Below are 24,911 nucleotides of genomic sequence, written 5' to 3'. Positions count from 1 at the left end.
CATTCATAACCAAAAAATTATTCTAATAGAATATAATATTTTTTACACAAAAGAATACTAATCAAATCTAGTGTATATAATAATAAATACTAAAAATTGTGGTTATGTAAGCCTAAAAAGTCATAATAGCTTCATTAAGAAGCATTAACTATTGGCAATTCAATAAAAAAAGAAGTTCCTTTATTTTGTTCAGTTTCAAACCAAATCTTACCTCCTGCATGCTCTACACCATGCTTGGCAATGGCTAGTCCTATTCCTGATCCTGTTTCTTTGGTACTGAAGTTAGGTATGAAAATTTTATTATGTATCTCCTCGTCTATTCCAGGCCCATCGTCTTTAATTTCCAATAAAGCTTTTTGCCTATTCAAAATTGTAAGATGAATTTGTATGGTTATGTGGTCATCTTCGCGAGCCTGAATAGCATTGATAATAATATTAGAAATAATCCGCCCCATGAGCTGCTCATCGCCCCTCGTGAATACTTCATGGCTCGGCATTTCTAAACTAAGTGTGGTATTTTCGGTGTTTTCTAATAGGTTAACCGTGTTTTTAACTACTCTTCCAAATTCATAAATCTCATTTTCTGGTATAGGCATTTTTGCAAATGAGCTAAACGAAGAGGCAATGTCATTAAGGGTGTCTACCTGTACCAATAAACTTTTAAGAGGTTTCTCAAAGGCATCTTGCTGAGCAGTACCTTCCAGCCTGCGACTTAAGTGCTGCAAGGTAAGCTTCATAGGAGTTAACGGATTTTTAATCTCATGAGCTACTTGCTGCGCTATCTCTCTCCATGCAGATTCTTTTTCTGTTCTTGCCAACGCCTTTTTACTCTCTTCCAAATTCACCAGCATACGGTTATATTCACTAACCATAAGGCCAATCTCATCATCAGACTTCCAGGTAAGGGGCTCATTGAAGCCTGTCAGAGTAGTTTTCTTCAGCTTTTGAGTAATAAGAACCAGAGGAAAGGTAAGCCATTTGGCTGCCAGGTATGATACTAATAAGAATATGATAAATATAACCGAGAATATATTCATGATATTGGTAAGCACTTCTACCTGATTTTGCTGAATGGTATACTCAGATTGAAAAAACGGAATACTTAAAATACCTATCAGCTGGCCACTTTCAAAAGACTTAACAGCATAAAAAGTACTGTTAAAATTAAGCTTACCTACAGACTCACGAGTGACGTAGGCATTTTCGCCCTGCTCCTTAATTTTCGCAATAGCTTTAGGATTAATATACTGCGATAGCAAATCATTTTCATAGATTAAAGGCTGGCTACTTCCCAGAAGCTTACCTCGAGTATTAAAAAGATTAACATCTACCCCTGCATATTTAGATACTTCCGATAGCTTACCCCTCAAGTCCTCTTTATCAGAAGTAATACTTTGAATATAAGCATTGAGTTCATCACTAAGGTTATTACTTATACTCTCCGCCTTTCTGTAGTACTCTTCATTCACTTCCTTCTTAAAAGATGAATTAATAACGCTTAAGGTAGTTATACTCACAGCAATGAGAGGAAGGAAAAATGCTGCATTAAGGTATAACTGTATTCTTGCAGAGTAATTAAGCGTAATTTTCTGAAAACTGATATAAATAGCAATACATGCCATCACCATTATCAACGTAAACACCTGTAGCAGAAACAGAAATGAGAAATTACTAAAAATATCGGATGAAGGATGATTATTGGAACTGATTACAATAACTCTTCCTTGATTATCATTTATGGCCAAATGGCGGTACCCTGCATAGGTAAAATCTCCATTGAAGAGCTCGCGGTTCTTTAAAAACTCCGTTTTAAAATCTGTTATGTAATTAAAATCGCCAGAATGATAAGTGATGTCATTCTGTGAAAAGACAGCATAGCTATAATTAGAATTTTGATAAGGAGAAAGAAACCTGTTGTCAACCAATAATTCCGGATATACGTTATCCGGGATTATTCTTTTCAGGTTAAGATTCATAACAACGTAGCCCACTACCACCCCTCTCTTCTTCACTTCAATAAAATCAACGTACCTTTTAGAAGCATTTAAACCCAGTCTGTTAATAAAATATATTCCTTCATAGCCAGTCTTATACTCCTCTACATTCAATCTTTCTACCTCTTCAGGATCAAGCGGCGCTTCATAAGATTCAAAGGGCTTGCCATTGGCATTATACAAATAGATCTGCACATCATACTTATCGAAATAACTGCCCAGATACACCTGACGAATCTTAGATTTTATCACCTCTTTAGAAAGGAATGGACTAGACATACGGCCTTGAATGAACATGTCTTCCTTTACACTAAAGTTTACTTCTGAAAGCAGGTATTCAGCCAGGTTATCATTCTCTATCAAAAACTGATTAGCAAATTTCAGCTTCCGCTCTGTTTCTTGTTCATTTTCGAAATTATTAATAGCCAAGGCTCCGATTATAGCTGAAGCGATGAGAAAAGTGAAAAAATAGAGAAAAGTATTATAGCTCAGCTTTACTGCAAAAGAAGGTAAGTCCGTAAACAACAGAACGATAAATAAAATAATAGCAACGGATAAACTATAGACAAAAAACTGCCCTAAAAGCATATTTACGAAGGCGAATAAAACGGCTCCTACGGCAAACCATATCAATACTTCTTTTATGCTTTTACTTAAGGCGAGAATATATTTATACCCAATATGATATAATAAGAAAGTAATGGACGCTCCTACTACGAAAATGAAGAAAACGGTAATCCTCTGGGTATCAAAATTAACTCCTTGGTTAATATCAAAACTTATTTGAGAATTATGATATATAGTCTGAAAAACCAGATATTGAAAGTGGAAAACCAGTAATACTAATCCTGAAAGCAACACCATAGACATTATCCTAATGCGGTGGCTTAACGACCTTATCCTATCAATAATATCTAATTCATAAAAGCTGAAATAGTAATAAAGAGATATAATAAATAGAAAAATAAGGTTCAGTAATAAATCGCCAAAAGAGGCATTCATGCTGGAAGAGGCAAAGTTTCTTGAGTCAAAAAGCTCCAGATTAACCATACCCTGTGGAAAGTTGATGAACAGCATCAAGCTCCTTAGTGAAACGAGCATCACTGCCAATATTAACAGTGATTTATACACCTTACCGTACTGTTTGATACTCCAACAATAGGATATAGCAAACAAGATAAATAATACACAACCCAGGGAAAACGCTATGGTAATAATATAATTTAATGTAGTTTGAGGTGCTGAATATTCCTCGCTAAGCTCTACTTTAAACAAACATTCATTATCACCTAAGCATACCGCTTCACCCTTCTGTTCTCCTTCGTCTACAATACTCAATTGCTGACTAGAAAAGATATCAGTATTAAAGCCAGAATGCACGTAGTTATTATCGATTTTATAAGAACTATGTAGCATAATAATGCCATAGATATCATAATCTGTATTCTGAATTTGCCATTTTCTGGAAAGGTATTCCTTACGTAAAGTCTTAATGAGCTTATAAGTATAATCTCCTCTTAACTGTCTGTATTCAGGCACATACCGATAATTAGACCAATACACCATGCGCCCTTCATGAAACACATAGAAAGCATGTTTAGGCTCAGGCATTTCTGTAAACAGAAGCTCATTATCCTGCTCAAGGGTGGCCAGAATAGGTACAACCTCACGTTGTAAATCTAATACTTCAGATTGTAAGTTCTCTTCAATTCGATCTATGTGATCGTTAAGATCAGCCTCAGACCTGCCAAAAAAGAAATATAGCACTGCACTTATACAAAAACAGCATAAAGCAGAAACTAAAAGGGGGTATTTTAACCTTACTAACAAATGATTATGAATTCTCCATTACCTCTTAAATATAACGCATTTACTATCAATTAGCGTATTAAGATGAAGGCATAGTTAATAAATTGCCCATAAAACAAAAAGAGAAGGCTTTGAATAAACCTTCTCCTTTTCCAAATGTAATATTATTTAATAAGCGATATGTCTTTTACTTGCTTCAGCCTTCGCATTAGCTTTGCTTCTTTTATACCAAAAATATCCCACTACAGAAACCAGGATATAAGGCATAACAAATAGATACAATATGCCGAAGTTTAACCCAGCACCAATACCTATTTCACCATTACTCACATTATTTTCTACCGTAGCCCTACACATTGCACATTGAGCAGATGAAGGAATAATATTAACCAAGATCATCAGAGATGGAAGGACTAAATATTTAATAAGCTTGTTCATTGAAATCATAACAGATACAGATTAAAATTAGTTTATGTGTAATAAGGACTAATCATTACATACACCACTACTCCGGTAATGGCTACATATAGCCATATAGGAAAAGTAATCTTAGCCAATTTTCTATGAGCATCAAAACGTTCAGACAAAGCTCTCACAAAAGTGAACAGCACTAAAGGTATAACAGCTATAGAAAGCAATATATGAGTAATCAATATAAAATAATATATGTACTTAATGGCTCCTTCTCCTCCAAAAGCAGTAGAATCACTAGTCATATGATAAGCCACATACATGACCAAAAAAGCTGCTGAGAGTCCTATGCAAACTTTCATCAAGGTCTCATGTAGTTTCATGTTTTTTTGCTTTATAGCTACTAAACCAGCTATAAGACCAATGGCAGTAAGGCCATTAATACCAGCATAAATAGGAGGTAAAAATGAAAAGTCATAGCCTTCAATTCTTACCTTAAATAAAACAGCTACTGCTACAGGTATAACAATAGATAAAGCTACAATTAACTTTTTATACTTTACCTCTTTATTAATTGTCTCCGTTTTCATTTAAAATTTTTAATTCTACTATAAGTCTGTCTTGCTCATCTAAATCAGTTCCATAATAACCTCTTATTCTTTTCTGGTTATCTACTAAAACATATTGATTAGATTTTTCTGCTAAGTAACCACAATGCAATAACTCGGAATAACTATTGGTCATAACCTGAGTTTTAACCCCTTCAAGCTTTACCGGCGAATTAGCATACACCACAAAGTTCGGCATTTGTCCGCTAAAACTATCCTTCAACCTGTTTATTTGATTAGTTAATTGAGTTTCATCGCTCATGCCCTCTTCAAACAAAAAGGCTAATTGGCCTTTATCACCTACAAACAATGAATCCGGTAAATAAAAAGGTGCCTTAGCTGTCTGACAAGCACTAATACTTCCCTCATCCTGATAATAGACAGGGATATCAAATTTATTAGTACCAAACATTTTTAAAAACAAAAATATCACAACCGGAATAGCCAGCGTGATGATTAGAAAAGCAATTTTAACAAATTTGTTCATATCCCTCTAATATAAAATAAGGCTAGGGTAAAATACCACTAGCCTTATTATTTAATATATTTCGTTTGCTTCTAGTTTAAGTACCTACCATCGAAAATGGCCATTCCTTCGTACAAGAAAGCAATTAGCATCCATACCACAAAAATAAGTGGAATTATGATAGACCAAATTAATGACTTGGTCTCATATTTAAGGTGCATAAATTCTGATACAATATAGAAAGCCTTAACAATGGTCATAGCTACGAATATAGCTATTCTCAAAGTAGCCATTTCCAAAGGAATGGTAAAGGCTATAATAAATTCTAATACAGTTATCCCGGCAAGTATACCAGCCGTTATCCAGATCTTCTGGATTTTATCCTTATCCGCAGGTTGTACCTGTACGTGTGATGTCTCTTCAGCGTGCATATTTAAATATTTTTAAAGCTTAAACCAGATAAAAGAAAGTAAATACAAAAACCCATACAAGGTCTACAAAGTGCCAGTAAAGACCTACTTTCTCTACCATTTCATAACTTCCTCTTTTATCGTATACTCCTTTAATAGTGTTATAGTATATCAAAAAGTTAAGAACCACTCCACTAAATACGTGAGTACCGTGGAAACCAGTAATGAAGAAGAAAAAGTCTGCAAAATCAGTTGGTCCATATTGATTAACACTTAGGTTAGCTCCAAAAATAGTTTTCTCTACCCAAGAACCATTAACCAAGAATTTCATTGCAGTTCCGCCCTCAGTACCTACTATATAGTGGGTCCATTCCCAAGCCTGACAGCCTAAGAATACTAAACCACCTATTATGGTCCAAAGCATCCATTTCTCTACTGCTTTTCTATCCATTCTATGGCCAGCCTCTACACCTAATACCATAGTAACACTACTCATAATCAGGATAAAGGTCATAATACCTACAAATACTAGAGGCAGATCATAACCATGTAAAAATGGAACTGCATTAAAAACTTTTTCAGGTACTGGCCAGTATTCATTAGAAAAAGTAAAGTCCGCCATATCTCCAGGGTATGCCTTGTGTGCTGACCTTACCATTCCGTAGGTTATAAGCAAAGCAGAAAAGGTAAATGCGTCTGAAAGCAAGAAAAACCACATCATGAGTTTTCCATAACTTGCCTTAAACGGTGACTGCCCGCCATCCCAAATACTCCTCTTTGGGCCATCAATTGTCTGTGTGGTAGTTGACATAATGATACTTTAAATCTCTAATTATGATTCAATAATAAAAATATAAATAAATAAATCCATAGGCCACCTAAAAAATGCCAATAGGTTACACACATTTGTAGCCTGTTAAGATTTTTAGAATGTACCTTGTACTTAAAAGTTGATACTAACGTAACTAGCAAAACAATCATACCGCTTACCAAGTGAACAACGTGCAGTCCTACTAAAACTAGTAGAAATGATACAGAAACATTGTTACCAACAAAGTGATATCCTTCTTCAGCCAGAACCTTCCAACCGTAATACTGCCCTGCGGTGAATAATACACCCAAAATAGTAGTGATTATAATAGCAGCTTTAACCATATCAAGGTTATCTTTTTTAGCTGCCAAATATGCCCAGTGCATAGTAACACTACTCACTGCTATTAATGCCGTAGAATACCAAAATGTTTGAGGTAGATCAAATACCAACCAGTTTCCCTCAGCCTGTCTTACAATGTAAGCACTGGTAAGAGAGGCAAAAATCATCACCACCGTAATCATAAACAGCCACAATGCAAACTTTTGAGGATGCATTGAAAGTGTTTTCTTAGGTTCTTCTACTATTTTAAAATCGCTTGTCATTTCCATTCCTATTACACTTTGTCAAGCAAATACGCTATTTGCACTATTGGTAAATATAAAAACGAACCAAACATTATTCTTAATGCTGATTTTCTGTTTCCATGACGCATATGTGAAAATGTTTGTGCTAAGAATAGCACGCCACATACCGTAACCACTATAGCTGAATCTATACCTGTAATACCAATTTTAGCAGGCAATAAGCCCAGTGGTATTAAAAACAAAGTATAGATCATTATCTGTATAGCTGTATTTAAGTCTTTTTTTCCACCAGAAGGCAATAGCTTAAATCCTGCCTTCTTATAATCTTCATCAGCCACCCAAGCAATAGCCCAAAAATGTGGGAACTGCCAGATAAATTGAATTCCAAAAATAATAATAGCTTCATATGATAATTGACCAGTAGCGGCTGTCCATCCTAATAAAGGAGGCAACGCACCTGGAATTGCACCTACAAACACTGCTATAGGGCCAACCCTTTTCAAAGGCGTATAAACGAAACTATATAATATCATGGAAACTACAGATAACCAAACCGTAAGACCATTAGTATAGATACTTAAGATCCAAAGTCCGGCAGCAGCCGTGAAAAAACTCAACATTATAGCTTCAGATATAGATACCCTTTCAGTAGGGATAGGTCTAGTCATTGTTCTAGACATCAACTTATCTAAATCTTTCTCTATAATTTGATTAATTGTAACTGAAGCTCCAGAAACTAAAAAACCGCCAAAGCATATAATTATCAAATGCTGCCAATTCAGTGTACCCTGTGCTCCCAACACATATCCAAACCCACAAGAGAAAGACACTAGTAGCGATAGTCTGAACTTAAGAAGCTCAAACAAGCTTTTAGCTTTCTCTGCTATCAAATTAATTTTATATGTAGAACTATTTACAAACATATTAATACTCCCTTATTCCTTTATCTTTTACAGAAAACTGTAAAAACAATAAGAACTCTAGCCCGAATATTAAAGTACCTAACAGCAAATGTACCGGTTGTATAAAGGCTGGTATGCCAAAATATGCCATTACTACACCTGTTAAAATACTTAACAATACCACACTCATCAGTCCATATCCTAACTTTGATTTAACATCATTCTTCATGATATTAAACAATAGCAGCCCATGTAATATTAACACCAGCCAGCTGAAAGTTCTATGTATAATGAACTCCATTCCGAGTGCTCCAATCCAACTATCTCTATTAGCTGCTCCCATCTGGGCAGCAATCACATCAATAGCTTCTCTAACCTGAGTGCCCAAAAATATTTGAACCACTCCTATTACCATACAAGCTATTAATAGTGCTTTTATCTTCGTTCTATTATTCCCTGGTAAACCAATCACTACGTTTCTTCCTGATATAAAATAAAGATAAATCAGAAAGGCAACTATTAATATGGCCAAAAACATGTGTATCGTAATAGTCCAGGGAACTAACTTTGTAGATACTACAATTGAACCAAACCAAGCCTGAAACACCGTTAGAATTAAGGAAAGTGTTCCAAGAATAGCTATCGTTTTACTTTCTTTAAATAGCCTGAGTGAGAAAAAACAAGTAATTAGTATACAAAAACCAATTACTACTCCTGTTAATCTATTTATATACTCGACCCAGGTCTTATATTTATTAAAGTCATTCTCAAAAAGAATGGATTCATCGTTTAGAATCCTATTTGCTGATTCCTCAAAACCAAAGGCTCTCAGATACTTAGCAAATTTCACATTTTTTTCAGCCCGCTTACTTGAATAATAATCCTTATAATTTTCAGGGAGCTGAGATTCATCAGTTGGTGGAATCCATCGACCCATACATTTAGGCCAGTCAGGACAGCCCATTCCTGAGCCTGTACTTCGTACTATACCACCTACCAGAATCAATACATATATTGCGATAAGTGTAATGAGGCTGAAACGATGTAACAGCCTCATTTTCTTATTAGTGTCCTTTTTTGTCATCTACAACTACCACATTCACGTCTTCTTCCTTTTCTAACTTTATCATCTCATTCTCATGAGGTAAGTTAGACTCAGGAGTCATAGAGAAAGGTATGTGCTGTGGAATGAAATCTTCCTTAGAACCAGGCTTACTATAGTCATAAGGCCATCTGTAAACTTTAGGTATTTCACCAGGCCAGTTACCATGTCCGGGAACTACAGGCGTAGTCCATTCTAAAGTGTTAGATTCCCAAGGGTTAGCAGTTGCTTTTCTACCTCTCCAAATACTGTGGAAGAAGTTGAAAAGAAACACCAACTGTGCAGTGAAAGTAAATATGGCAGCAATACTTACAAACATATTAAGATCACTGAATGAGTTAAGTGTATCGAAGTTAGTGAATGAATAGTATCTTCTAGGGTATCCTGCTATACCAATATAATGCATAGGGAAGAATACCATATATACTCCCACAAATGTTAACCAGAAGTGTATATATCCTAACCTGTTGTCCATCATTCTACCGAACATTTTAGGGAACCAGTGGTAAACCCCACATAACATACCGAAGAAAGAAGCACTACCCATTACTAAGTGGAAGTGAGCAACAACAAAGTAAGTATCATGTAATTGAATATCTATGGCTGAATTACCTAAGAATATACCTGTTAAACCGCCAGAGATAAAGAATGATACCAAACCAATAGCAAATAACATGGCAGGTGTAAATCTTATATTACCACGCCAAAGTGTAGTGAGGTAGTTAAATACCTTAACAGCAGAAGGAACCGCAATAATTAAAGTTAACAGCATAAATACTGAACCTAAGAAAGGGTTCATTCCAGATACGAACATATGGTGCGCCCAAACTACAAATGATAAAATAGCAATGAACAACATAGATCCGATCATGGCCTTATACCCGAAGATAGGCTTTCTGGAATTCGTAGCTACTACCTCTGATGTGATACCTAATGCAGGTAATAAAACTATATATACTTCAGGGTGACCTAAGAACCAGAACAAGTGCTGGAACAAAATAGGACTACCTCCTTGGTTAGGAAGAGCCTCACCCCCAATATAAATGTCAGATAAATAAAAACTGGTACCAAAGCTTCTGTCAAAAATAAGAAGTAAAGCAGCAGATAATAAAACAGGGAATGATAATAAACCGATAACGGCAGTTAAGAAAAATGCCCAGATAGTTAAAGGTAATTTTGAGAAAGACATTCCATGAGTTCTCATGTTAATTACAGTGGCAATGTAGTTAACCCCACCTAATAACTGAGAAACAATGAATAATGCCATGGCTACAAGCCATAAAGTCATCCCCAAACCAGAACCACTTACTGCTTGCGGCAGAGCACTTAACGGCGGATAAATAACCCAACCACCAGATGCAGGTCCTGTCTCAATAAATAAAGAAACGAACATAACCACACTAGACAAAGCGAATGCCCAGTAAGAAAGCATGTTCATAAAACCAGAAGCCATATCTCTGGCTCCTATTTGTAGTGGTATCAAAAAGTTTGAAAAGGTACCACTTAACCCCGCGGTAAGCACAAAGAATACCATTATAGTACCGTGCATAGTTACCAGAGCCAAATAAAACTCAGGGTCTAATTTTCCTTGTTCTGTTATCCATTTACCTAATAAAGGTTTTAACCAAGATATATCAGCATCAGGAAAACCGAGCTGTAATCTAAAAATAACAGATAAAGTACCACCAATAAGAGCCCAAAAAATACCAGTAATCAGGTATTGTTTGGCTATCATTTTATGGTCAGTACTGAAGACGTATGTCGTCCAAAAGTTACCGTGATGATCATGGTCATGATCATGTTCCCCTTCTGTAATGTGTATATCAGCAGTTGCCATAATTTATTATCTTTTCCTTATAATGAAGCTTCAGTTTCAGTATTATCTTCTATGCCAGCTTTAATTTTAGCTAACTCTCTTTTTTCCGCAGGTACCTTTTCCAGGTAGTCCTCGTTCAATTTTAACCAAGTAGGCTGCTCCGCTTTCCAAGCTTCATAAGCCTCAGGTTCTTCTATTACAACTTTCAATTTCATTGAAAAGTGACCTCTTCCACAAATCTCAGTACAAGTAATAAAATAATCGAATTCAGGATCGCCAAGTTCATCTCTCATCTCCTGTGTTGTTTTATTAGGAGTAAATTTAAAATGAGTAGGCATACCAGGTACAGCATCCATTTTCACTCTAAAGTGAGGCATGAATACACTGTGTATAACGTCTCTGGCTCTTATTTTCATTAAAACCTCTTTACCTTTTGGTAAGTGTAATTCCAAAGGCATAAAGTCATCATAAGAGTTTTCATCTGTAAGATCTATACCAAATTGATTTGAAGCATCAATTAAGCGATAATCGTAGGCACCCAATTCTGCATCTTTGTTACCAGGGTATCTTACACCCCATGCAAACTGATAACCCATTACCTCAACTACTTCAGCATCATCAGACGCTTTAGAGGTAATATTATTCCAAGCACTAAGACCAGTAAGCACTAAACCAGCAAGAGTAATCGCAGGCACTACTGTCCATAGAATCTCAAGCTTGGTATTATCAGGGTAAAATTTACCTCTGCCACCTTCTTTGTGCTGATATTTAAAACTGAAAATAAACAGTAAAACATTTGTTACCACAAACACCACTCCTGTCAAGCCCATGGTTAGCCAAAAAGCAAAGTCAACCGATGAAGCGTGCTCTGATGCCTGAGGCAAAGTATAATCATCAAAATAGACGATTGAATACCAAAAGAATAACCCAAATGCTACAAACATAAATAGTAGTAGCAACCCCGCATTAATCTTATTACTCGAGCCTACCTTCTCCTTATTGGTGCCCTTTACCACATTGACCAAGGTGCCAATCCTAAACAAGGTCAACAGGATGATCACGAGAAGAACGACACCTATAGCAATAATAACTTTGAACATATCCCTATATATTAATCTTTATTTATAACTATAATTTAAATATGATGATGCAAACTCTCTTCTAAGAATGGATGGTTCTTAGGAAATAAAGGAGACTTAGCCAAGCTACTAAGAGCTACGAATAAGAACGCTACACCGAATATCATAAACATACCGATTTCCATAAATCCGAAACCACCTTCAAGCTTCATAACACCTGGAGTAATCATCAGATAGAAATCAAACCAATGTCCTGCAATTATTATAGGGCATACTAATTTTATTAAAGACATATGACGTTTTGCATCTCTTGTCATTAATAATAAGAAAGGTAATATGAAATTCAATATTAAATTAAGGAAGAATACCCAAGTATAGTTTCCTACTTCTAATCTCTGTAAGAAATATACAGTCTCTTCCGGCATGTTAGCATAATACTGTAATAAGAACTGAGCAAACCAAATGTAAGTCCAGAAAATACTAAATCCGAATATGAATTTACCTATATCATGTAGGTGGTTTGCATTAACAATTTTAAGGTATCCGTTTTGCTTTAATATCACGGTGATAAGTGCAATTACTGCAAGACCGTTAATCCACCAGCTAGCGAATACATACCATCCGAATAATGTACTGAACCAGTGAGGGTCAATAGACATTACCCAATCCCAAGCTCCTATGGAAGATGAGAATCCGAATATTACTAAGAATATAACAGAATATTTTCTAGTTTTTTTCCAGTGATCTACACCTCCATTAATGTCTTCTGCAAAGATCTCTTTCTTGATCATAGCAAATAACATATACCATAAAACAAAGAAAAGAACCATTCTTGCAATATAAAATAAAGGAAGAGCACTTCCACTTTCCATTGGCCAAAACCAAAGCGGAGCTTTTCCTTGTAAAATTTCATCACCTCCAGGTCCATATAATGAAGCGTGAGTCCAGTGGAAAACATCATAACGAATCAACCACCAAGACAAAAACATTAAAATACCTGCTATGGGTATCCAATTAGCTAAAGACAGCGAAACTCTCAAAAAGCCAACTGACCATCCTGCTTGAGCAACATATTGTACTGCTACAAAGAACAAACCGATAATGGCTAGTCCTGTGAAGTAAACGTTGTTTACCCATAAATTACTATAAATTCTTTTTAACCAATAAGCAGACTCGTGGTGCTCTCCGTGTCCACCTTCATGAGCTTCAGCCTCACCATGTTCTTCAGCATGAGCACTTCCTTCTTCGGGTGTTTCAGCACTAGCTAGTAATGAAGCACTTTCATGAGCTTCCAAAGCTGTTTCCTCATGCTCACCGTGCCCTTCATGCCCATGGCCACCAGACATACTAAGTACTGTACCTAATACAAAAAGTACAATACCTACTATACCCACTATACCCAAGGTCTTTTTTGCTCCTGCGGTAAATGAAAATCTTTCTTCAGTCATTTGAATATCTATTTTATGCCAGCGGCATTATAAATTATTACTTTTGTAGAGTTTTAACAAATTTAGCTATCTTCCATCTTTCTTCAGGACTAAGCTGTGAGCCGTGAGCTCCCATAAGACCTTTACCCCATGTAATCACGTGGAATATATGTCCTTCAGTGATATCCTTATATGCAGCACCTGTTAAGTTAGCCACACCAGGAAATTTCTCTGATACTAGTCCATCTGCTTGTCCAGCTCCACCATGACAATGCTCACAAAAGCGATTATATAACATATGTCCATCCTCTATTACCTCATCAATATTAGGTAGTGGATTTATCATAGTTCTAGAAGCTAATTCCAAACTATCTTTTGGTAATCTATATGGCAAAAAGCCATTTTTATTTCTTTTTACCGTATTAGCTGGTGGAGTTCTCATGGTCATTTCATGAGGATTGAGAGGATTAGAGTTATAATACTCACCATGTCCGTCACTATTTTCATCTAACCATTCGGTAGCTGTACCAGCTGATTTATCAGTAATTTGTGTTAAAGGCTCATAAGGAACTGAATGATACATGTTTGGAGCATATTCTAGTCCTTGGTCTTCACCACCTGCTGCACATGAAGCCAGTGAGGCAGCTAATGCTATTCCAAAAACAAATTTTATATTTTTATAAATATTCATCGTGCTAAATATTCCTTATTCCTATTTAAAAATCCTTTAAATTCACTTCCTGAGCACCAGAGTCTCCTATTATAGATTTTATATCATCCTGACTTAAGTCATTCTTAGCTAGATCTATAGCCATTACGTGCTTGTCATCAGTACATCTCTTATCCATTAATCTGGGCTTGCCATAGGGCTTAAGGTTACTGATAATCATAAAAGTACCCACCATACCTAAGGCAGATAAAAGCACAGTAAGCTCAAAAGTAACAGGAATAAATGGAGGTAATGAAGCGAAGTTCTTTCCACCTATGATCATAGGCCAGTCATAACCCAGCATCCATATTTGCATAGTAAGTGCTAATGTTGTTCCTAATAATCCGAACAAGAAAGCTACTATTGGTAATCTGGTTCTTTTATATCCTAATTCCTCATCTAATCCGTGAACCGGAAAAGGAGTGTAGACTTCATGAATTTTAACGCCGCTCTCTTTTACCTTTCTCACAGCACTTAAGAGAACGTCTTCATCATCATAGATGCCTAAAACAAAGTGTTTATTACTTTCCATTTATTTTAATTCTTTTTAGAAGACGATGACTTAATAATACTTTTTACTTCGGCCATGTTTATTACCGGGAAGAATTTAGAGAACAACAAGAATAGTGTAAAAAATAATCCCAGAGTAAACACATATACACCCACATCATAGATAGTTGGATAGAACATAGCCCAACTAGAAGGTAGATAATCACGGCTCAAACACATAACGATGATATCAAATCTTTCGAACCACATACCTATGTTAATAACAATAGAGATGATGAATGAAGTGATAAAGTTAGTTCTGATTTGTTTAAACCATAATGTACCAGGTATAATGATGTTACATATAATCAGTGCCCAGAAAGCCCATGCGTAAGGACCAGTAGCAGCACCATATGACATATAAGTATAATTTTCATATTCAACTCCTGTATACCATCCTATGAAGAATTCTGTAGCATAAGCAATGGCAACCACACCACCTGTAACGATGATAATGATGTTCATCAACTCAACGTGCTCACGAGTGATATAATCTTCAAGCTTTAAGAGCTTACGAGCGATAAGCAAGAGTGTTAATACCATGGCAAATCCAGAGAAGATCGCCCCAGCCACGAAGTATGGAGGGAAGATAGTACTGTGCCATCCTGGTATAACTGATGTAGCAAAGTCAAAAGATACGATAGTGTGTACTGAAAGTACAAGTGGTGTAGCCAAACCAGCAAGGATAAGAGCAACGAACTCATATCTACCCCAAGTTTTAGCGGCTCCATCCCATCCGAAACTCAAAGTTCCGTACACCATTTTTGATATCTTATTGGTAGCTCTGTCTCTGATAGAAGCAAAATCAGGAATAAGACCAATGTACCAGAATACTAGTGATACTGTGAAGTAAGTACTAATCGCGAACACATCCCATAAAAGTGGTGAGTTAAAGTTAACCCAAAGTGAACCGAACGTATTTGGTAATGGTAACGCCCAATAAAAGCCTAACCAAAGTCTACCCATGTGCAAGCCTGGGAAACAAGCTGCACATATTACTGCGAAAATCGTCATCGCTTCCGCCGCTCTGTTAATAGACATTCTCCATTTCTGTCTGAACAGTAGAAGAATGGCAGAGATCAAGGTTCCTGCGTGACCTATACCAACCCACCATACGAAGTTGGTAATATCCCATGCCCAACCGATGGTTTTATTTAATCCCCAAACACCTATTCCTTCCCATACTAACATGAATACAGCATAGGCACCTATTAGTAAAGCCACCAGTGATACTGCTATTCCAAGCATCCATGATTTACTAGGCTTACCCTCTACCTGTCTGCATATATCTTCCGTAACATCGTGAACGGTCTTACCACCGGTTACTAATGGTTCTCGAACGGATGAAGTAACTTGCATATTCTCTCTATTAAAAATTTCTATTTAGTATCCTGTCTCCAGTTTACTTTTACAATTAAGCTTTATGATCTTTTAAATCCTTATTTCTAATCTTAGTAAGATAAGTAATATTAGGTTTAACACCTATCTCCTCTAGTACATGGTATGCTCTAGGTTCGTGGATTTCTGTCTCAGTAATATAATCAATTTCAGTATCCTTAATTTTAAGCAACTGATAGATTCTGCTGTTTTCGTCTTTCATATCACCGAAAACAATCGCATCTGAAGGACAAGCACTAGCACAAGCAGTGTTGATGTCTCCATCATTAGGTCTTCTACCTTCTTTCTTCGCTTCAAGTTTTCCGTACTGAATTCTTTGTACACATAGAGAACATTTCTCCATAACACCTCTTGAACGAACAGTAACATCAGGGTTCAATACCATTTTACCCAAGTCAGAGTTCATAGCTGTATTAGTGTTCTCGAAGTTACCATTGTCATGGTACTTGAACCAGTTGAAACGTCTTACTTTATAAGGACAGTTGTTAGCACAATATCTAGTACCAATACATCTGTTATATACCATTTGGTTAAGACCTTCTGAACTGTGGCTGGTAGCAGCTACCGGACAAACAGTTTCACAAGGAGCATTGTTACAATGCTGACACATCATAGGTTGGAAGGTCACCTCAGGATTAGCTGCGGCTTCTTCTAGTCCTTTAAGATCATCTGGAGCAGCATCACTACTGTAGTATCTATCGATACGCATCCAGTGCATGTCTCTCTTATTAATCACCTCTTCACGACCTACTACAGGCACGTTGTTTTCAGAGTGACAAGACACCACACAAGCACTACAACCTGTACATGATGTAAGGTCAATAGCCATTCCCCAGTGGTGGTTATTATATTCGTGACCTTTCCATAAGCTTAATGCACCGGCAGGAGTACTTCCACTCTCTTCTCTCCAGTCTGCTATTTGAGGTCTATATCTTCCTGCAAAAGGATCTTTTTGATATTCTGAAAGTACAGATTCCTGAATAACACCTTCTCTACCCATGTAAGTCTGGTGCATCTGAGTTTGTGCAATCTGATATCTTTCTGGTAGTATTTCAATGGTTACTCCACTGAATACATCATATGAGCTAGTTCCGTTTAATACATTTACGAAAGGATAAGCATCAACTCCTCTTCCATCAGCCACTTTACCAGCACTTGTTCTTCCATAACCTAAAGCTAAACCAACAGTTCCTTCTGCCTGTCCTGGTTGGATAAGGATAGGCACTGTTACTGACTTACCATTTACAGTAAGCTTAGCCTTGTTACATTCTCCTTGAGAAGAAGAAAGGTCATTTTCTGAAGCCCATTTTTTAGAAACGGTTAAGTAGTTATCCCAAGTAGATTTACTGATAGGATCTGGCAACTCTTGTAACCAAGGGTTGTTCGCCTGAGAACCATCTCCAAGACTTACTTTTTGATAAAGTGCTAATTCTACTCCTGAACCTTTATAGTTCTTAGAGATAGCTTGAGAAGCTGCAGATACATTACCACTAAATGAAGTAGTACTTACCGTTTCTTCTACTACCTCTGTTACTGATTTAGAAGTTTCATAAACACCTTCGTATAATACTTCATCTATATCATTAACACCTAACTCTTTCCAGGCATTAACTAAATAAGTGTAATAATCAGGCTCTGCTACTCCAGACCAAGTCATTAAACTCTCCTGAGCTTGTCTTGTCTTGAAAATAGGAGTTATAGTAGGCTGAGTTAAAGTGTAGCTTCCTTTTTTAGGTTCAGCATCATTCCATGATTCTAAGAAGTGATGATCAGGAGCAACATAATCAGAAACAATAGCTGTTTCATCAGGTCTGTCTGCAGTACTTACTTTAAGAGAAACTTTAGATAAAGCTTCTTTTAACTCAGCTGCACCAGCATAGTTATATAAAGGATTACAGTTATAGAAAATAACGGCTCCTACTCTACCTCCTTTAGCATCAGCTACGAAACTCTTCATAGCAGAATCATCTCCTTTTCTATAGTTAGAAGGAGTAGTGATATCTAGCGTATTTCCATAATTACCTAGCAAGTTGTTAATAGCGTTAACCATTACCTGTACTGCAGGGTCATTAGAACCAGAAACTACTAAGGCTTTACCTCTGGCCTTTTTAAGATCAGCGGCTGCTTTATTAATACCTTCGTTAGATGATTTTTTATTTCCTAATGCATTATACAATTCTACTACCAGTTTACCTGCTTCAGAAGGTTTTACCGGGTATCTGTAATCAGCATTAGAACCAGTAAGAGAAAGATTACTCTCAAACTGATAATGCCTTGACATAGTTTTCTTGTCAGGGCCTAATTTCCTTGTTTTACTGTATTGTTTAGTGTACTCTACAGGAGAAATCCATGTACCTAAGAAGTCAGCACCAAAGCTTACAATAACATCGGCTTTGCTAAAATCATAAGAAGGAAGCACTCTTTGACCGAATGATTCCTCGTTTGCTTTTAGAATACCATCACTAGAAACTGCGTCATAAGTAACGAGCTCTGTAGTAGGGTACTTCGCCTTAAACTCTTCTATTACTTTCAATGTGGTAGGGCTGGTAATTGTATTGCTTACAATTCTGATTTGGCCACCCTTAGCAGCCACACTGTTTAATTTATTAATAACCTCTTTATCTAAATCAGCCCATTTAGCATTCTTTTGAGCTATTTTAGGACCTCTTAATCTCTCATTATCATAAAGCGTTAATACACTGGCCTGAACCTGTGCATTAGTAGCTCCCTGAGTGATTTTAGATGATTTATTTCCTTCTATCTTAATTGGTCTACCTTCTCTGGTCTTCACCACTATGCTACAAACATCACCTCCATTAACATAGGTAGTAGCGTAGTAATTAGGTACACCAGGATCAACGTCAACAGGCTTATTCACATAAGGAATAGCTTTTCTAATGGGGGCCTCACAAGCTGCTAAAGAAACAGCTGCAATACCAAAGCCCATCATTTTAAGGAAGTCGCGTCGATTGCTGCCTCCACCCTCTTCACTATTTTGTTCGGTTGGAAGGAATTCAGGAAATTCTTTGTCTGCGTTTTTTATAAACTCAGGATCATTAGATAATTGCTCAATACCTTTCCAGTACGTCTTTTTATTATCACTCATAATCTATCTATAGATGGAATCTTATCAAATCAATTTTTAGTAGTGGCATTTAGCACATTCAAGGCCACCGATATCTTCAACTTTTAAGGCGTCTTTACTCTCTGAGTTATGTAACTCTACTAAGTTATCATAGTACTCATTGCCTTTGGTGTTAACATCTGTCTTTCTATGACAGTCTATACACCAGCCCATGGTTAAGAGAGCTTCCTGGTGAACCACTTCCATTTCCTGGATTTCACCATGACATGTCTGACATTCGATGCCTCCCACTTTCACGTGTTGTGAGTGGTTGAAGTAAGATAAATCTGGAAGGTTATGAATTCTAACCCACTCAATTGGTTTATCATTTTCAATAGCAGCGTATATTTTCTGAATCTCAGGAGATTCTGTTTTTACGGCGCTATGACAATTCATACAAATGTTTGGAGAAGGGATGTTTGCACTTCTACTTTTTCTTACACCGGTGTGGCAGTAGTTACAATCAATTTCGTACTGACCAGCGTGAATTTTATGTGAGAAGGCAATAGGTTGCTTAGGAGCATATCCTTGTTGAATACCAACCGCAAATAAGTTGCTTATTACTACTTTAAATGCAATTGCAGTAAACAAGAAGGTAACGATAAAAATAAATGGTTTACTTCTAACCGTGCTACCAAGACTAAACTGAGCATTAACTAATTCAGCATCGCTTTCATCAAGATCTGCTCTTTGATTTAAATATTTTCTAAGTACAGTAGTAATTAATAACAGAACTACCAGAATTAGAACTAAAACAACAATAAGCCCGATCATGATGGCATCCAGATAACCTTCTGGTATAGCACTACCTGATTGAGCTGCTTCGCCAGCACCAGCAGCAGGCTGAGCCGCTACCGCTACTTCAGGACCTTTATCGGTCTGCTGTTTTATGTAACCCATAATGGACAAAATCTCATCCCTTGAAAAACTAGGGAAGGCTGTCATTTGAGTTTGATTATACTCTTTGTACAATTTATTAGCGTAATCGTCTCCGCTAGCGATTACTTTAGATGAGTTGTGAACAAAATTCACAATCCAATCAATAGAAGGAGCTCTATTGTAAACGTCTTTAAGTGCGGGTCCTACTAGTTTTTCATGTACTCTGTGACAAGTCTTACAGTTTGAATCAAACAAAGACTTACCCTCCGAAATTCTAGCCTCGTCCGTAGGCACCTCTGAAGGAGCGTCCGAACCACCCTCTGCAGGAGCTTCAGCAGCCGCTTCTTCCGTAGCTTCCTGTGCTTGTGATGAATATGAAAATAAGAACGAACTTAATAATACTAATGCTAGAAAAACGCTTTTCAACGATATTTTTTGCGCCATTGTTAACTTAATTTATAACTCTCTATGCAACAACTTGCATGTCTTAACCCGGCACAAATCTACTATCGGTTTAGTTTATTTCAAACATATTTATGGTGGCTTTTGACACCTAATGCAACAAAAATCGACATGCTCCCGTTAGAGAGGTGAAAAAATGCCCCCTTTGCGTCAAAAATGGCCTTTTCAGATTTATTTAGAATTCATATAAATAAAATAGGCCGATTTTGCAAAGGATTGAAAAACAAGGAATTTATTGTACATTTCAGTAAAAAAATAGGCTAATCGCTCTGAATATCAACTTGTTAAAAAAAATTCTATGGGTTTTGCCCATAGTGCATGAATTTGGAGGTGTAACCAAAACCTTACACCAAAAAAATCCCCGAAAGAAGCTTTTCTCTCGGGGTGTATCTTTATTTCTTAGTCTATAAGAATCTCTCTTTTGGTTTCTACTTCTGCTTCCTCTCTTTTAGGAATGTGAACGGTGAGAATTCCGTCTGAACAGCTTGCTGCTATTTCTTCTTGCTTCACATAGTCTGGCAGCATAAACGATCGGGTGAAAGAAGCATAATTAAACTCTCTCCTGGTATAGCTTTCCTTGCTCTTCTCTGCGTTGGACCTTACGTCTCCAGAAATATTCAAGATGTTATTTTGAACTTCCAGCTTATAGTTATCCTTACACATGCCGGGAGACGCTAATTCCAGGATGAATTCCTGATTATTTTCAATTACATTTACTGCTGGTAATCTCTTCGGGCCTCTTTCAAAAGGAAAATCCTCAAAAACATCTCTATTCGTAAACTGATCCCAAAATCCGGGGTTTAAATCATTTCTTTTATTATAGTTTTCAATATCGTATAACATGGTTATTTTACTTTTAGGTTAAAAATTCTGTTCAGCAGAATTTCTTATTGAAGGGTGTTAGCATTTTCCGCCGGTGTACCTAATTCTGCTGAAGCTTCAATAGCCTCATCTCTCAGTAACGGTAGGTCATTTTGAATGACTCCCCATACCATTTGATGATCCATTTCTACTTCTTCGTTATATCTCGCATTTCTAAATCCGCTTAATATATCAGTATCAAAGTTGAGATCCTGTGCCTCATCTGAGCTGATAGATAGCTGATAAGCAGCCTGACCTATCATTTGCAGATTACTGTACACTTCCTCTTTGATTTGCTCTTCTTGGGTAAATTGATGATAATCTAACTCTCTGGTTAGTTCTATTACCTCTTCCATACCCTTGATAATATTGTTTAAATGCAGTTGCTTTTCTTCAGTTTCCATAATTAGCTTACTTTTTCTTTTTCACTTAATTCGTTTATCTCATGGCATAACTATTAAATATTATTGCCCATATACCCCTTCACCTACATCTCCTTCACCTTTTCCTTCTCTAGGGTTTAGCGTATCTCCCTTTACAGCTCCTTTGTCATCTTCGGTAGCTTGCTTAGGGTTGTCACATGCTCCAATAATGAAGCCTAACGATAATATTATTAATAGCTTTTTCATGTCTTGTATAGTTAAATGATCTACACTATAAAGTATAAAATTCATGCCACCGAGTATAAGGCGGTCTGAGGGAATAAGATGCTTTTTTTGTATGAAAGGGCGTGGATTGAGTTCCACAGAATGTGGCTTAAAACTCTATTACAGCGGGTCTTTCTATTCTGAAATCGGGTATGCGGTTAGATGTCTGGCCACTAACTCTCACTCCGAAATTAGATTCTCCACTTGGCACCTGCGGATACCAGGCCAGCCGTATTTGAATGGTACTGATAGCCAGGTTTTCATTTCTTAGCCTTAACCCTAGTCCATAACCCTGGTAAAGCTTATTCTTAAATAGTTTTGGAGAGTTTCTATTGATAACAGCAAAATCAGCAAAGCCAAATACCGCAAAACGAAAACCGATAACATAAAACGGTGTAAAGGCGATGGTCTCTGCCCTTAAGGTAATCTTTTTATTACCTCTGAGAAAAGTATTGCTAAGCCCACGGATACCATTTCTATCATTAATATTCAGGTATTCATAACCAAAGCGATCTATACCCAGGGTATAATCAATATTAAAAAACTGTCTGAAATTAATTCTATGAAAGCGATACAAGAAGCTAAAGTACTGCACCCGAGCTCTTACTATCCCCTGCTCCATGCTGCCGTTATGTAAAAAGCCGCCAATCTGTAATGATGGACGAAGATACCCCACCCTTCTGACATACTGACCAACGGTGAACCTGCCGCCAATATAATTGCGATCATAAAATTCATTCAACTCTCTACCTGCAGTTAATTCAAGGGAGTAGCCCATGGGTATATCCTCCGTTCTACCATAGCCTGTAATCAGTGAGCTTTTCTCATAATTTCTTCTGGATATACCTGCAAAAATAAGTATAATTTTCTATCAAAATAGAGTTGGTTGGTATCTACTGTAACTACTGGCCTGTCTATATACTTGTATTTGCTGTAACCTCCAGCCACCTGTATGTTTACACGCCCTTTATCTTCATCTGATGAAATTAGCCATGAACGACCCAACCAATAGTCTTGATAATTAAATTTTGTATAAAACGTATAGGTAGTATCGGGGTATTCTCTGTCTACTCTAACATCGTTATGGCTCAGCTCTACCCCACCCGCATATTTAATTTCCGGGGTTATGAAGTTTTTGAATAACCGGACGCCTATTCTATCCCGAGGTTCGGAGTAAGCATAGTTTACCTCTCCGGTGATGAAAGTTTTATAAATATTATTAACAGTGTAAGTGCCGTCATAGCCAATCATGGGCTTTTCATCAGAGTCATATAAAAACTCATTTCTAAACTCCTGCCCCAAGCCTAAGAAGTTACGATCGATAACTGCCACATCCATGCTTTCTACCCCACCAAAATCGAGCTCACCGGTGATGGACCATACATCTTTGACGAGAATAAGAATATTTACAAAATCAGTATCTTCATCTGGCACTACATATATTCGGGCATCTTTAATAAAGGGCAGCCCCCTGAGTACCCGCTCACTATCTTTGAGCATGTCAGGATCTAACATGTCTCCCATCTCAAAGAATATATTGTTTTTTATGATATAACTACGAGTATAAACGTGCAGATCATTAGCCACTCCAATAGCCCAGGAATTGGTATGTTTGGTTGTGTCATTAATGCTGGTACCAAATACTTCCAGCTTTTTAACATTTACACTTTTAATTCTTCGGCCTGCATACAATTGGTAAAAATCCTGATTAGAGATGGTGGGCTCCTTAGGCTTGCTCTTTTTATGCCGGTTAACATCTACAAAAAGCAGATCATAAAGCTCTTTAGTAAACCTTTTTTTATAAAACTTATCTTTTAATTTTTGATAGAATGCATCTGACCGCTGGGTTTCATCTTTGTGAAGTTGTATAGCTATGGAGTCTGGCAGCAGCAGAATGGTATCTCTTTCTATATAAAGAGAGGAATCTGCCAGAATAAGAAACGTCCTACCTCTCACGGCCACGCTATCCATACCGCTATCAGGTTTTTGCTTTTGTGCATAACCGCTTAAAGCTGTGATAACAAATAGGCCAATGAAAATAAATGGTTTCAATTAATAAATATAAAGCGATCTCTTATTAAGAATAAAAATCCCAATTCCGAAAATATCGCAATTGGGATTAATATGAAAATTTTAATTGAGTATGTTCATTATAATTCTCCTCTTTCGGCCATTTTTTTCATTTTCTTGTTAGCATAAATGGCTACTTCTACTCTTCTGTTCTGTTGTCTTCCACTGGCAGTGCTATTATCTGCTATGGGTTGACTTTCTCCATATCCCTGAGTTTTAACTCTGGAAGTACTAACTCCCTGAGCCATTAAATAAGAAGAAACTGAATTAGCTCTTTGCTCTGATAAGGTCTGGTTATAACTGTCAGAACCAGTGCTATCAGTATGTCCTTCTATTAAGATATTAGTGTCTTCATATTTATTAAGCGTAGTAGCTAAATCTGAAAGGTTCTGCTTCATAGTAGATTTCAAACTATAAGAATCTGTATCAAACAAAAGACCTGAATCAAAAGTGATTTTAATACCTTCACCCACACGTTCTACCTTAGCTCCTTCTAAATCTCTTCTAAGCTCTTCAGCCTGCTTATCCATTCTACGACCTATCAAAGCTCCGGCTGTACCTCCTACTGCTGCTCCTATGATGGCTCCTACTGCTGTATTATCAGATCCACTACCTATAGCAGCTCCTATGGCTCCTCCCGCTGCAGCTCCTACTGCGCCACCTTTATGAGTATTACTCGCCTGGCAACCTGTTAATAGATAGGATGATAAAATAAATGTAGATAAAATAACAATAGCTGTGGCTAATGATATTGCTCTATTTCTAACTGGTTTCATAGTATTCATAGTTG

At 36.9% G+C, this 24,911-nt stretch carries 23 protein-coding genes; all 23 read right to left on the bottom strand.

Annotated elements, in window-relative coordinates:
* Positions 1-134: 134 nt before the first annotated feature.
* The 23 genes from LVD15_RS15940 to LVD15_RS15830 all read right to left on the bottom strand — a co-directional run bounded on the left by LVD15_RS15940 (position 135) and on the right by LVD15_RS15830 (position 24,897).
* On the bottom strand, positions 135-3,761 hold the full coding sequence (locus LVD15_RS15940) for an ATP-binding protein (RefSeq protein ID WP_233776209.1): 3,627 nt from the start codon (positions 3,759-3,761) through the stop codon (positions 135-137).
* A 210-nt stretch (positions 3,762-3,971) separates the two neighbouring features.
* Entirely contained in the window at positions 3,972-4,241 is a 270-nt protein-coding gene (locus tag LVD15_RS15935) for a CAMCR motif-containing small membrane protein (RefSeq protein WP_233780974.1), read from the bottom strand.
* A 32-nt stretch (positions 4,242-4,273) separates the two neighbouring features.
* Positions 4,274-4,804 (bottom strand): DUF420 domain-containing protein, encoded by a 531-nt coding sequence (locus LVD15_RS15930; protein ID WP_233776208.1) that lies wholly within the window; start codon positions 4,802-4,804, stop codon positions 4,274-4,276.
* Positions 4,785-5,309 (bottom strand): hypothetical protein, encoded by a 525-nt coding sequence (locus LVD15_RS15925; protein WP_233776207.1) that lies wholly within the window; start codon positions 5,307-5,309, stop codon positions 4,785-4,787. The genes LVD15_RS15930 and LVD15_RS15925 overlap by 20 nt, the downstream gene beginning before the upstream one ends.
* 71 nt (positions 5,310-5,380) lie before the next feature.
* Entirely contained in the window at positions 5,381-5,719 is a 339-nt protein-coding gene (locus tag LVD15_RS15920) for a cytochrome C oxidase subunit IV family protein (protein WP_233776206.1), read from the bottom strand.
* 19 nt (positions 5,720-5,738) lie between these two features.
* On the bottom strand, positions 5,739-6,509 hold the full coding sequence (locus LVD15_RS15915; RefSeq protein WP_233776205.1) for a cytochrome c oxidase subunit 3: 771 nt from the start codon (positions 6,507-6,509) through the stop codon (positions 5,739-5,741).
* A 17-nt stretch (positions 6,510-6,526) separates the two neighbouring features.
* Positions 6,527-7,114, bottom strand: a complete 588-nt coding sequence (locus tag LVD15_RS15910; protein ID WP_233780973.1) for a cytochrome c oxidase subunit 3 — start codon at positions 7,112-7,114, stop codon at positions 6,527-6,529.
* A gap of 11 nt (positions 7,115-7,125) precedes the next feature.
* Positions 7,126-8,019, bottom strand: a complete 894-nt coding sequence (cyoE, locus tag LVD15_RS15905) for a heme o synthase (protein ID WP_233776204.1) — start codon at positions 8,017-8,019, stop codon at positions 7,126-7,128.
* A 1-nt stretch (position 8,020) separates the two neighbouring features.
* Positions 8,021-9,055, bottom strand: a complete 1,035-nt coding sequence (locus tag LVD15_RS15900; RefSeq protein ID WP_233776203.1) for a COX15/CtaA family protein — start codon at positions 9,053-9,055, stop codon at positions 8,021-8,023.
* A 7-nt stretch (positions 9,056-9,062) separates the two neighbouring features.
* On the bottom strand, positions 9,063-10,937 hold the full coding sequence (locus LVD15_RS15895; protein ID WP_233776202.1) for a cytochrome c oxidase subunit I: 1,875 nt from the start codon (positions 10,935-10,937) through the stop codon (positions 9,063-9,065).
* A gap of 17 nt (positions 10,938-10,954) precedes the next feature.
* A complete protein-coding gene (locus LVD15_RS15890) occupies positions 10,955-12,016 on the bottom strand; it encodes a cytochrome c oxidase subunit II (protein ID WP_233776201.1) in 1,062 nt (353 codons plus the stop codon).
* A 35-nt stretch (positions 12,017-12,051) separates the two neighbouring features.
* Complete coding sequence (locus LVD15_RS15885; protein WP_233776200.1) at positions 12,052-13,443, bottom strand: quinol:cytochrome C oxidoreductase; 1,392 nt, start codon at positions 13,441-13,443, stop codon at positions 12,052-12,054.
* A 37-nt stretch (positions 13,444-13,480) separates the two neighbouring features.
* Positions 13,481-14,113 carry a c-type cytochrome gene (locus LVD15_RS15880; protein ID WP_233776199.1) on the bottom strand — a complete coding sequence of 211 codons (633 nt, stop codon included), beginning with the start codon at positions 14,111-14,113 and terminating at the stop codon, positions 13,481-13,483.
* Positions 14,114-14,138: 25 nt separating this feature from the next.
* Positions 14,139-14,663 (bottom strand): DUF3341 domain-containing protein, encoded by a 525-nt coding sequence (locus tag LVD15_RS15875; protein ID WP_233776198.1) that lies wholly within the window; start codon positions 14,661-14,663, stop codon positions 14,139-14,141.
* A gap of 5 nt (positions 14,664-14,668) precedes the next feature.
* Complete coding sequence (gene nrfD, locus LVD15_RS15870) at positions 14,669-16,039, bottom strand: NrfD/PsrC family molybdoenzyme membrane anchor subunit (protein WP_233776197.1); 1,371 nt, start codon at positions 16,037-16,039, stop codon at positions 14,669-14,671.
* Positions 16,040-16,094: 55 nt separating this feature from the next.
* On the bottom strand, positions 16,095-19,184 hold the full coding sequence (locus tag LVD15_RS15865; RefSeq protein WP_233776196.1) for a TAT-variant-translocated molybdopterin oxidoreductase: 3,090 nt from the start codon (positions 19,182-19,184) through the stop codon (positions 16,095-16,097).
* A 36-nt stretch (positions 19,185-19,220) separates the two neighbouring features.
* A complete protein-coding gene (locus LVD15_RS15860; RefSeq protein ID WP_233776195.1) occupies positions 19,221-20,525 on the bottom strand; it encodes a c-type cytochrome in 1,305 nt (434 codons plus the stop codon).
* A gap of 417 nt (positions 20,526-20,942) precedes the next feature.
* Positions 20,943-21,386: an Hsp20/alpha crystallin family protein gene (locus tag LVD15_RS15855; RefSeq protein WP_233776194.1), complete on the bottom strand. Its 444-nt coding sequence runs from the start codon at positions 21,384-21,386 to the stop codon at positions 20,943-20,945.
* Positions 21,387-21,430: 44 nt separating this feature from the next.
* Complete coding sequence (locus LVD15_RS15850) at positions 21,431-21,808, bottom strand: HepT-like ribonuclease domain-containing protein (RefSeq protein ID WP_233776193.1); 378 nt, start codon at positions 21,806-21,808, stop codon at positions 21,431-21,433.
* 60 nt (positions 21,809-21,868) lie between these two features.
* A complete protein-coding gene (locus LVD15_RS15845) occupies positions 21,869-22,078 on the bottom strand; it encodes a hypothetical protein (RefSeq protein ID WP_233776192.1) in 210 nt (69 codons plus the stop codon).
* Between the two features lie 82 nt (positions 22,079-22,160).
* Complete coding sequence (locus LVD15_RS15840) at positions 22,161-22,829, bottom strand: hypothetical protein (protein ID WP_233776191.1); 669 nt, start codon at positions 22,827-22,829, stop codon at positions 22,161-22,163.
* Between the two features lie 32 nt (positions 22,830-22,861).
* Positions 22,862-24,103, bottom strand: a complete 1,242-nt coding sequence (locus tag LVD15_RS15835; RefSeq protein WP_233776190.1) for a BamA/TamA family outer membrane protein — start codon at positions 24,101-24,103, stop codon at positions 22,862-22,864.
* A 98-nt stretch (positions 24,104-24,201) separates the two neighbouring features.
* Positions 24,202-24,897, bottom strand: a complete 696-nt coding sequence (locus LVD15_RS15830; RefSeq protein ID WP_233776189.1) for a YiaD family glycine zipper/OmpA-like lipoprotein — start codon at positions 24,895-24,897, stop codon at positions 24,202-24,204.
* Positions 24,898-24,911: the final 14 nt, after the last annotated feature.

The organism is Fulvivirga maritima, assembly GCF_021389955.1.
GTDB classification, from domain to species: Bacteria; Bacteroidota; Bacteroidia; order Cytophagales; family Cyclobacteriaceae; genus Fulvivirga; species Fulvivirga maritima.
This window is presented reverse-complemented; position numbering and strand designations above follow the sequence as displayed.